Origin of the sequence: Streptomyces lusitanus (genome assembly GCF_042647945.1) — a bacterium.
Lineage (GTDB): Bacteria > Actinomycetota > Actinomycetes > Streptomycetales > Streptomycetaceae > Streptomyces > Streptomyces pseudogriseolus.
Genome location: NZ_JBHRWL010000005.1, coordinates 115,611 through 126,178 on the forward strand (window position 1 = coordinate 115,611; position 10,568 = coordinate 126,178).

9 protein-coding genes are annotated in these 10,568 nt (G+C 69.6%); 8 read left to right on the forward strand and 1 reads right to left on the reverse strand.

Annotated elements, in window-relative coordinates:
- Positions 1-40 precede the first annotated feature (40 nt).
- The 5 genes from rpsO to ACFOSY_RS09655 all read left to right on the forward strand — a co-directional run bounded on the left by rpsO (position 41) and on the right by ACFOSY_RS09655 (position 5,615).
- Positions 41-328 (forward strand): 30S ribosomal protein S15, encoded by a 288-nt coding sequence (gene rpsO, locus ACFOSY_RS09635; protein ID WP_006130415.1) that lies wholly within the window; start codon positions 41-43, stop codon positions 326-328.
- Positions 329-766: 438 nt separating this feature from the next.
- A complete protein-coding gene (locus ACFOSY_RS09640) occupies positions 767-2,989 on the forward strand; it encodes a polyribonucleotide nucleotidyltransferase (RefSeq protein ID WP_394306325.1) in 2,223 nt (740 codons plus the stop codon).
- A complete protein-coding gene (locus ACFOSY_RS09645) occupies positions 2,986-4,365 on the forward strand; it encodes a M16 family metallopeptidase (protein WP_394306326.1) in 1,380 nt (459 codons plus the stop codon). The genes ACFOSY_RS09640 and ACFOSY_RS09645 overlap by 4 nt, the downstream gene beginning before the upstream one ends.
- A 38-nt stretch (positions 4,366-4,403) precedes the next feature.
- Complete coding sequence (gene dapB / locus ACFOSY_RS09650; RefSeq protein WP_394306327.1) at positions 4,404-5,156, forward strand: 4-hydroxy-tetrahydrodipicolinate reductase; 753 nt, start codon at positions 4,404-4,406, stop codon at positions 5,154-5,156.
- 15 nt (positions 5,157-5,171) lie between these two features.
- On the forward strand, positions 5,172-5,615 hold the full coding sequence (locus ACFOSY_RS09655) for a hypothetical protein (protein ID WP_394306328.1): 444 nt from the start codon (positions 5,172-5,174) through the stop codon (positions 5,613-5,615).
- 15 nt (positions 5,616-5,630) lie between these two features.
- Here the strand turns inward: ACFOSY_RS09655 and ACFOSY_RS09660 are convergent, their stop codons facing one another.
- Positions 5,631-6,188: a hypothetical protein gene (locus ACFOSY_RS09660; RefSeq protein WP_394306334.1), complete on the reverse strand. Its 558-nt coding sequence runs from the start codon at positions 6,186-6,188 to the stop codon at positions 5,631-5,633.
- A 150-nt stretch (positions 6,189-6,338) separates the two neighbouring features.
- Between ACFOSY_RS09660 and thyX the strand changes: the two genes are divergently transcribed.
- The 3 genes from thyX (at position 6,339) to ACFOSY_RS09675 (ending at position 10,049) form a co-directional block, all read left to right on the forward strand.
- Positions 6,339-7,079, forward strand: coding sequence for an FAD-dependent thymidylate synthase (thyX, locus tag ACFOSY_RS09665; protein WP_394306329.1), 741 nt, complete (start codon positions 6,339-6,341; stop codon positions 7,077-7,079).
- 223 nt (positions 7,080-7,302) lie between these two features.
- Positions 7,303-8,205 carry a 4-hydroxy-tetrahydrodipicolinate synthase gene (gene dapA / locus ACFOSY_RS09670; protein ID WP_394306330.1) on the forward strand — a complete coding sequence of 301 codons (903 nt, stop codon included), beginning with the start codon at positions 7,303-7,305 and terminating at the stop codon, positions 8,203-8,205.
- Positions 8,206-8,363: 158 nt separating this feature from the next.
- Entirely contained in the window at positions 8,364-10,049 is a 1,686-nt protein-coding gene (locus tag ACFOSY_RS09675; protein WP_394306331.1) for a ribonuclease J, read from the forward strand.
- Positions 10,050-10,568: the final 519 nt, after the last annotated feature.

The window sequence follows — 10,568 nt, forward strand, 5'->3', positions numbered from 1 at the left end:
GGGGCACTCGGTGGCCACTCACAGATCATGAGGAGTACGCGTGTCTCTCGACGCCGCAGTGAAGAAGCAGATCATCTCCGAGTTCGGCACCAAGGAGGGTGACACCGGCTCCCCCGAGGTCCAGGTCGCTCTGCTGTCCCGTCGGATCTCCGACCTGACGGAGCACCTGAAGACCCACAAGCACGACCACCACTCCCGCCGTGGCCTGCTGATCCTCGTCGGTCAGCGCCGCCGGCTGCTGCAGTACCTCGCCAAGAAGGACATCCAGCGCTTCCGTGCGCTGGTCGAGCGCCTCGGCATCCGCCGCGGTGCGGCGGGCGCCAAGTAAGACGCCGTGGAGGGAGCGGTTCCCGGGACTAGGGGGCCGCTCCCTTTGCTGTACGTGCGGAGTGTCACCGCGCCTTTGTAGTGTGGTAGCACAACGCAAGAACGAACACGGCAAGAACTACGACTCAGCGTGATGACCCCCGCCGCATCGGGTATGCGACCCGTGGACCATCACACCGGACGTCACCCGACGCCCACCCCGGACGTCCCCGACGTCCACCCCGGACGTCGTCCGACGTCCACCGGACGTCCCCGACGTCCCCCGTACGAGGGGAAGCGCACCTCGCCGCCGCCGGTCCTCGGTAGTGGCCCCCGGGAGAGTGAACCCCGGGTGCTTCGATCGAAGACCGGCCCGCACCAGTGGAGCGCTTCTCCGCCCCGTCCCCCCGCCACACGGGCGAGCGGGACGAAAGACGACAAGTAAACGGAGAAAACGCTGGTGGAGAACGAGACCCACTACGCCGAGGCCGTCATCGACAACGGCTCCTTCGGCACCCGCACCATCCGCTTCGAGACGGGCCGTCTGGCCCGTCAGGCCGCCGGCTCCGCCGTGGCCTACCTGGACGACGACACCATGGTGCTGTCGGCCACCACCGCTTCCAAGAACCCCAAGGACCAGCTCGACTTCTTCCCCCTCACGGTGGACGTCGAGGAGCGGATGTACGCGGCCGGGAAGATCCCCGGCTCGTTCTTCCGCCGTGAGGGCCGTCCCTCCGAGGACGCCATCCTCACCTGCCGCCTCATCGACCGCCCGCTGCGCCCGTCCTTCAAGAAGGGCCTGCGCAACGAGATCCAGGTCGTCGCCACGATCATGGCGCTCAACCCCGACCACCTGTACGACGTCGTGGCGATCAACGCCGCCTCCGCGTCCACGCAGCTGGCCGGCCTGCCCTTCTCCGGCCCGATCGGCGGCGTCCGCGTCGCGCTGATCCGCGGCCAGTGGGTCGCCTTCCCGACGCACACCGAGCTCGAGGACGCCGTCTTCGACATGGTCGTCGCGGGCCGCACCCTGGAGGACGGCGACGTCGCGATCATGATGGTCGAGGCCGAGGCCACCGAGAAGACGATCAAGCTCGTCGAGGGCGGCGCCGAGGCGCCGACCGAGGAGGTCGTCGCCGCCGGTCTGGACGCCGCGAAGCCCTTCATCAAGGTGCTCTGCAAGGCCCAGGCCGACCTCGCCGCGAAGGCCGCCAAGCCGACCGCCGAGTTCCCGATCTTCCTCGACTACCAGGACGACGTCCTGGAGGCGCTCACCGCGGCCGTCAAGCCCGAGCTCGCCCAGGCGCTCACCATCGCCGGCAAGCAGGAGCGCGAGGCCGAGCTGGACCGCGTCAAGCAGCTCGCCGCCGAGAAGCTCCTGCCGGAGTTCGAGGGCCGCGAGAAGGAGATCTCCGCCGCGTACCGCTCGCTGACCAAGTCCCTGGTCCGCGAGCGCGTCATCAAGGAGAAGAAGCGCATCGACGGCCGCGGTGTCACCGACATCCGCACCCTGGCCGCCGAGGTCGAGGCCATCCCGCGCGTGCACGGCTCCGCGCTGTTCGAGCGTGGCGAGACCCAGATCCTGGGCGTCACCACGCTGAACATGCTGCGCATGGAGCAGCAGCTGGACACCCTCTCCCCGGTGACCCGCAAGCGCTACATGCACAACTACAACTTCCCGCCGTACTCCACCGGTGAGACCGGCCGCGTCGGCTCCCCGAAGCGCCGCGAGATCGGTCACGGCGCCCTCGCCGAGCGCGCCCTGATCCCGGTCCTGCCGACCCGCGAGGAGTTCCCCTACGCGATCCGTCAGGTGTCCGAGGCCCTCGGCTCCAACGGCTCGACGTCCATGGGCTCCGTCTGCGCCTCCACCATGTCGCTGCTGAACGCCGGTGTGCCGCTGAAGGCCCCCGTCGCCGGTATCGCCATGGGCCTGATCTCCCAGGAGATCGAGGGCGAGACGCACTACGTCACCCTCACCGACATCCTCGGTGCGGAGGACGCCTTCGGCGACATGGACTTCAAGGTCGCCGGCACCAAGGAGTTCGTGACCGCCCTCCAGCTCGACACCAAGCTGGACGGCATCCCCGCCTCCGTCCTGGCCGCCGCCCTCAAGCAGGCCCGTGACGCCCGCCTCCACATCCTCGACGTGATGATGGAAGCGATCGACACGCCGGACGAGATGTCCCCGAACGCGCCGCGGATCATCACCGTGAAGATCCCGGTCGACAAGATCGGCGAGGTCATCGGCCCCAAGGGCAAGATGATCAACCAGATCCAGGAGGACACCGGCGCCGAGATCACGATCGAGGACGACGGCACCATCTACATCGGTGCTGCCGACGGCCCGGCCGCCGAGGCCGCCCGCGCCACGATCAACGGCATCGCCAACCCGACGATGCCCGAGGTCGGCGAGCGCTACCTGGGTACGGTCGTCAAGACCACCACCTTCGGCGCGTTCGTCTCCCTGCTGCCCGGCAAGGACGGTCTGCTGCACATCTCGCAGATCCGCAAGCTGGCCGGCGGCAAGCGCGTGGAGAACGTCGAGGACGTCCTCGGCGTGGGCCACAAGGTCCAGGTCGAGATCGCCGAGATCGACTCCCGCGGCAAGCTCTCCCTGATCCCCGTGATCGAGGGCGAGGACGGCGCCGCCGACGACAAGAAGGACGACGCCGCCAAGTGACGTCCCGTAGCGCCAAGGCGACGGCCCGCACCTCCTCGGAGGCGCGGGCCGTCGCCTGTACCCAAACCCTCATCAAGGGCGAGAACGGCATCGGCACGGTCCGCAGGACCACCCTCCCGGGCGGACTGCGCATCGTCACCGAGACCCTGCCCTCGGTCCGCTCGGCGACCTTCGGCATCTGGGCCCACGTCGGCTCCCGCGACGAGACCCCGGCCCTCAACGGCGCCACCCACTACCTGGAGCACCTGCTCTTCAAGGGCACGGCCACCCGCTCCGCGCTGGACATCTCCTCCGCCCTCGACGCCGTCGGCGGCGAGATGAACGCGTTCACGGCCAAGGAGTACACGTGCTACTACGCGCGCGTGCTCGACACCGACCTGCCGCTCGCCATCGACGTGGTGTGCGACATGCTGACCGGCTCGGTGATCCGTGAGGAGGACGTCGACGTCGAGCGCGGCGCCATCCTCGAAGAGATCGCGATGACCGAGGACGACCCGGGCGACTGCGTGCACGACCTCTTCGCGCACACCATGTTCGGCGACAACCCGCTCGGCCGCCCCGTCCTCGGCACCGTCGACACGGTCAACGCCCTCACCGCCGACCGCATCCGCCGCTTCTACAGGAAGCACTACGACCCCACGCACCTGGTGGTCGCCTGCGCGGGCAACGTCGACCACAACAAGGTCGTCCGCCAGGTCCGCGCCGCCTTCGAGAAGGCCGGCGCGTTCAAGGACCCCGAGGCGCAGCCGATCGCCCCGCGCGGCGGCCTGCGCACCCTGCGCACCGCCGGCCGGGTCGAGCTCGTCGGCCGGAAGACGGAGCAGGCGCACATCGTGCTCGGCATGCCGGGCCTCGCCCGCACCGACGAGCGGCGCTGGGCCCTCGGCGTGCTGAACACCGCCCTCGGCGGCGGCATGTCCTCCCGCCTCTTTCAGGAGGTCCGCGAGAAGCGCGGCCTGGCCTACAGCGTGTACTCGTACACCTCGGGCTTCGCCGACTGCGGTCTGTTCGGGGTGTACGCGGGGTGCAGGCCCTCCCAGGTGCACGACGTGCTGAAGATCTGCCGCGACGAGCTCGACCAGGTCGCCGAGCACGGACTGCCCGACGACGAGATCGAGCGCGCCGTCGGCCAGCTCAGGGGCTCCACCGTGCTCGGGCTCGAGGACACCGGCGCGCTGATGAACCGTATCGGCAAGAGCGAGCTGTGCTGGGGCGAGCAGATGTCGGTCGACGACATGCTGGCCCGGATAGCCTCGGTCACCCCGGACGACGTGCGCGCGGTCGCCCGCGACGTCCTGGGCCGGCGGCCCTCCCTGTCGGTCATCGGCCCGTTGAAGGACAAGCAGGCGTCCCGGCTGCACGAGGCCGTCGCCTGACCCACCCCGGCACCACACCCGGTAAGGAAGCAACAGACATGAGCAAGCTGCGCGTGGCGGTCCTCGGCGCCAAGGGCCGGATCGGCTCCGAGGCGGTACGGGCGGTCGAGGCCGCCGAGGACATGGAACTGGTCGCCGCCCTCGGCCGGGGCGACAAGCTGGAGACCCTCGCAGAGACCGGCGCCCAGGTCGCCGTCGAGCTGACCACCCCCGCCTCGGTCATGGGCAACCTCGACTTCTGCGTGCGCCACGGCATCCACGCGGTGGTCGGCACCACCGGCTGGACCGACGACCGCCTCGCGCAGCTCAAGGGCTGGCTCGACCAGTCCCCGGAGACGGGCGTGCTCATCGCCCCGAACTTCTCCATCGGCGCCGTGCTGACCATGAAGTTCGCGCAGATCGCCGCCCCCTACTTCGAGTCAGTCGAGGTCGTCGAGCTGCACCACCCCGACAAGGTGGACGCCCCGAGCGGCACCGCCACGCGCACCGCCCAGCTGATCGCCGAGGCCCGCCGCCAGGCCGGCAGCGCCCCCGCCCCGGACGCCACGACGACCGCCCTCGACGGCGTCCGCGGCGCCGACGTCGAGGGGGTTCCGGTGCACGCGGTCCGGCTGCGCGGCCTCCTCGCCCACCAGGAGGTCCTGCTCGGCGCCGAGGGCGAGACCCTCACCGTCCGCCACGACTCCCTGCACCACAGCAGCTTCATGCCGGGCATCCTGCTCGGCGTCCGCCGCGTGGTGAGCGCTCCCGGCCTCACCTTCGGCCTGGAACACTTCCTCGACCTGAACTGAGCCGGTCCCACCCCTATGCGCGCGAAGATCTCCTACGCCCTCACGGCCGCCGTCCTGGTCGTCTACTTCGTCCTGGTCGGCAGCCGCGGCGTGCTGCTCATCAAGGCCGGCACGCTCCTCACGGTCACCTTCGGGGTGGCCGTGCTGATCCTGCCGGTCATCGGCGTGTGGTTCCTCTGGAAGAACACGCAGTTCGTCCGGGACGCCAACCGGCTCGCCGCCGAGCTGGACGCCGAGGGCGGCCTGCCCGTCGACACCCTCAGGCGGCTGCCCAGCGGCCGCATCGACCGCGAATCGGCGGACGAGGTCTTCGCGCTCCGCAAGGCCGAGACGGAGGACGCGCCCGACGACTGGCGCAGCTGGTTCCGGCTCGCCGTGGCCTACCACGACGCCCGGGACACCCCGCGCGCCCGCAAGGCGATGCAGCGGGCCATCGCCCTGCGCAGAACCGCCTCCTGAGCGCGCGGGCCGGCGTCAGGCCCGCCCGTACTCGGCCGCCCACGCCTCGACCGTGTCGGCCGCGCGGTCGAAGGCCAGCGGATCGCGCCCCAGAAAGTCCGCGTTGTGCGAGGTCAGCAGCGGCGACGGCGCCTCCGCCGAGCGGCCCCGCCGGTGCAGCGTCAGCGCCTGCCCCTGCACGGTCCGGGGCAGCCCCAGCCAGCGCACCGGCTGCTGCACCGTGCGCACCGACGCGACCTGGTCCCAGGCGGTCGTACGCGTGCTGACGAAGGCCACGTGACGCAGCCCGCGGGCGCTCACCCACACGCCCATGCGCAGCAGCCGCAGCGCGGCCACCACGATGACCAGCGCGATCGCGAACACGGTGGCGGCCGACGCCGGCGTGGCCGTCGCCGCGATGATCACGGAGGAGAACAGCACGAACGAGGCGAGCAGCAGCAGGACGGCCGCCGCTCCCACCCGCCAGGGGCCGGGCCGGTAGGGACGCCGCCAGCGGTCCCGGTCGTCGTACGGCAGCGCGACGTCGTCGGCCGGGTCGAAAGCGCGGTCGGCCGTCAGGAAGGGCAGGGGCACGGTGGTCCTCACTCGATCCATGCAGGGGCTGTGCCCGGTGAGGCTATCGATGTGTGTCACCGGTCACCACCCTCGGGGGTCCGGACGGCCCCGCCGCGACGGCCGTAGAGTGGGCGGCGCCCCAGACGTGATGGAAGGACCCTCCACGCCGTGACCGACACCCCTGCCGACGACCTCAAGCCCGGCTTCCGCAGCGATGTGACCGTCGAGCTGGTGAAGCACACCGCGTCCGACGCGGACGTGCTGTTCGCCGCCCGCGTCTCCACGATCGGCGAGCAGTCCCTGGACGAGCTCGGCAAGGACCCCGAGCGGTCCAAGGGCCTGATCAACTACCTGATGCGGGACCGGCACGGCAGCCCCTTCGAGCACAACTCGATGACCTTCTTCGTCAGCGCCCCGATCTTCGTCTTCCGCGAGTTCATGCGGCACCGGGTCGGCTGGTCCTACAACGAGGAGTCGGGCCGCTACCGGGAGCTCCAGCCGGTCTTCTACGTCCCGGACGCCGACCGCAAGCTGGTCCAGGAGGGCCGCCCCGGCAAGTACCGCTTCGTCGAGGGCACCCCCGACCAGCAGCAGCTCGTCGGGCGCGCCATGGAGGAGTCGTACCGGCAGTCCTACGAGGCGTACCAGGAGATGCTGGCGGCCGGCGTGGCCCGCGAGGTCGCCCGCTCGGTGCTCCCCGTCGGCCTGTACTCGTCGATGTACGCCACGTGCAACGCCCGCTCGCTGATGCACTTCCTCGGCCTGCGTACCCAGCACGAGCTGGCGAAGGTGCCGTCCTTCCCGCAGCGGGAGATCGAGATGGTCGGCGAGAAGATGGAGGCCGAGTGGGCCCGCCTCATGCCGCTGACGTACGCCGCCTTCAACGCCAACGGGCGCGTCGCCCCGTAGCGGGCGCCCTGCTGTGCCCCGGCGCGGCAGCCGAGCACAGATGTACGCATCAGCCGTGCGAAGTGTCCGTATTGCGGCATTTCGAGAAGTTCATCTAGCCTGATCAAACGGGCCCGGCACTGCCTGAACCCCCGAGCAGGCAGTGCCGGGTCCCCCCTTCGCACCGCTGAGTCGCCTCCCCCGAGGGAAGACCCCGACCTGAGCAACGAGTAGCGTGTAACCCATGGCTCCGACCTCGACTCCGCAGACCCCCTTCGGGCGGGTCCTCACCGCCATGGTCACGCCCTTCACGGCGGACGGCGCACTCGACCTCGACGGCGCTCGGCGGCTCGCCACCCACCTGGTGGACGCAGGCAACGACGGCCTGATCGTCAACGGCACCACCGGCGAGTCCCCCACCACCAGCGACGCGGAGAAAGCGGATCTCGTACGGGCGATCGTGGACGCGGTCGGCGACCGCGCCCACGTCGTGGCCGGTGTCGGCACCAACGACACCCACCACAGCATGGAGCTGGCCCGCGCCGCGGAGCGCGCCGGCGCCCACGGCCTGCTGGTCGTCACGCCGTACTACAACAAGCCCCCGCAGGAGGGCCTCTACCGGCACTTCACGGCCGTCGCCGACGCCGCCGAGCTGCCCGTGATGCTCTACGACATCCCCGGCCGCAGCGGCGTCCCGATCAGCACCGAGACGCTCGTCCGCCTCGCCGAGCACCCCCGCATCGTCGCCAACAAGGACGCCAAGGGCGACCTCGGCCGCGCGGGCTGGGCCATCGCCCGCTCCGGACTCGCCTGGTACTCCGGCGACGACATGCTCAACCTGCCGCTGCTCTCCATCGGCGCGGTCGGCTTCGTCTCCGTCGTCGGCCACGTCGTCACCCCCGAGCTGCGCGCCCTGGTCGACGCCTACACCTCCGGCGACGTCCAGAAGGCCACCGAGATCCACCAGAAGCTGCTGCCCGTCTACACGGGCATGTTCCGCACCCAGGGCGTCATGACCACCAAGGCGGCGCTCGCCCTCAAGGGCCTCCCCGCAGGCCCCCTGCGCGCCCCCATGGTCGAGTGCACGCCCGAAGAGATCGAGCAGCTCAAGATCGATCTTGCCGCCGGCGGGGTACAACTCCAGTAATCAGACTTCGCGCGCCCCGTCCCCGGCGCGCAGACGGACCTCACAACTGAATACGCGGGACACCGGTGCCCGCATCCCCAACGACAACTGCTTCTGCACGAACGTCATGCGCGCCACGTGCCCCACCGGTACGTGGCGCGTGTGGTGAGGAGAGTCTTTTGAGTCATCCGCATCCTGAACTCGGCCCGCCCCCGCCGCTGCCCGAAGGCGGCCTGCGGGTCACCCCGCTCGGCGGCCTCGGCGAGATCGGCCGCAACATGACGGTCTTCGAGTACGGAGGCCGCCTGCTGATCGTCGACTGCGGAGTGCTCTTCCCCGAGGAGGAGCAGCCCGGAATCGACCTGATCCTGCCGGACTTCTCGTCCATCCGGGACCGCCTCGACGACATCGAGGGCATCGTCCTCACGCACGGCCACGAGGACCACATCGGCGGCGTCCCCTTCCTCCTGCGCGAGAAGCCGGACATCCCGCTGATCGGCTCCAAGCTCACCCTCGCCCTCATCGAGGCCAAGCTCCAGGAGCACCGCATCCGCCCGTACACCCTCCAGGTGGCGGAAGGACAGCGCGAGCGCATCGGCCCCTTCGACTGCGAGTTCGTGGCGGTCAACCACTCCATCCCGGACGCGCTGGCCGTGGCCATCCGCACGCCCGCCGGCATGGCGGTGCACACGGGCGACTTCAAGATGGACCAGCTCCCGCTGGACCGCCGCCTCACCGACCTGCACGCGTTCGCCCGGCTCAGCGAGGAGGGCATCGACCTCCTCCTCTCCGACTCGACGAACGCCGAGGTCCCGGGCTTCGTCCCGCCCGAGCGCGACATCTCGAACGTGCTGCGCCAGGTGTTCGCGGGCGCCCGCAAGCGGATCATCGTGGCCAGCTTCGCCAGCCACGTCCACCGCATCCAGCAGATCCTGGACGCCGCCTACGAGTACGGCCGCAGGGTCGCCTTCGTCGGCCGCTCGATGGTCCGCAACATGGGCATCGCCCGTGACCTGGGCTATCTGAAGGTCCCCCCGGGCCTGGTGGTCGACGTCAAGACCCTCGACGACCTTCCCGACAGCGAGGTGGTCCTGGTCTGCACGGGCTCGCAGGGCGAGCCGATGGCCGCGCTGTCCCGCATGGCCAACCGCGACCATCAGATCCGCATCGTCGACGGCGACACGGTGATCCTGGCGTCGTCGCTCATCCCCGGCAACGAGAACGCGGTCTACCGCGTGATCAACGGCCTGACCCGCTGGGGCGCCAACGTCGTCCACAAGGGCAACGCCAAGGTCCACGTCTCGGGTCACGCCTCGGCCGGCGAGCTGCTGTACTTCTACAACATCTGCCGCCCGAAGAACCTGATGCCGGTCCACGGCGAATGGCGCCACCTGCGCGCCAACGCCGAGCTCGGCGCCCTCACCGGCGTGCCGCACGACCGCATCGTCATCGCCGAGGACGGCGTGGTCGTCGACCTCGTCCAGGGCAAGGCCAAGATCTCCGGCAAGGTCCAGGCGGGCTACGTCTACGTCGACGGCCTCTCCGTGGGCGACGTCGGCGAACCGGCGCTCAAGGACCGCAAGATCCTCGGTGACGAGGGCATCATCTCGGTCTTCGTGGTCATGGACGCCTCCACCGGCAAGATCACCGGAGGACCGCACATCCAGGCCCGCGGCTCGGGCATCGAGGACTCGGCGTTCGTCGACGTGATCCCCCGGATCACGGAGGCGCTGGAGCGCTCGGCCCAGGACGGGGTCGTGGAAGCCCACCAGTTGCAGCAGCTGATCCGCCGCACGCTGGGCAAGTGGGTCTCCGACACCTACCGGCGCCGGCCGATGATCCTGCCCGTGGTCGTCGAGGTCTGACGGTCCGTCGGACTCCACGCACGCGTCAACCGGCAGCGGGGCGCCTCGATTTGCATCGGGGCGCCCCGCTCCAGTAGGTTTACAACTCCTCCCGAGCGGGCACCCGACCACTTCACGCGGTCGGGAACCAGTGCCCGGTGGGGATGGGAAAACCGACTCAGAATCTCTGATAAAGTCGGATCCGCCGGAAAGGAAAGCGCGAAAGCGTCGACCTGGAAAGCACCGAGGAAATCGGATCGAAAAGATCTGATAGAGTCGGAAACGCAAGACCGAAGGGAAGCGCCCGGAGGAAAGCCCGAGAGGGTGAGTACAAAGGAAGCGTCCGTTCCTTGAGAACTCAACAGCGTGCCAAAAGTCAACGCCAGATATGTTGATACCCCGTCCGTCCGGATCTCCGGATGGTCGAGGTTCCTTTGAAGAAAACACAGCGAGGACGCTGTGAACGTCGGGACTATTCCTCCCGATGTTCCGCTCTCGTGATGTGTCACCCGATTACGGGTAAACATTCACGGAGAGTTT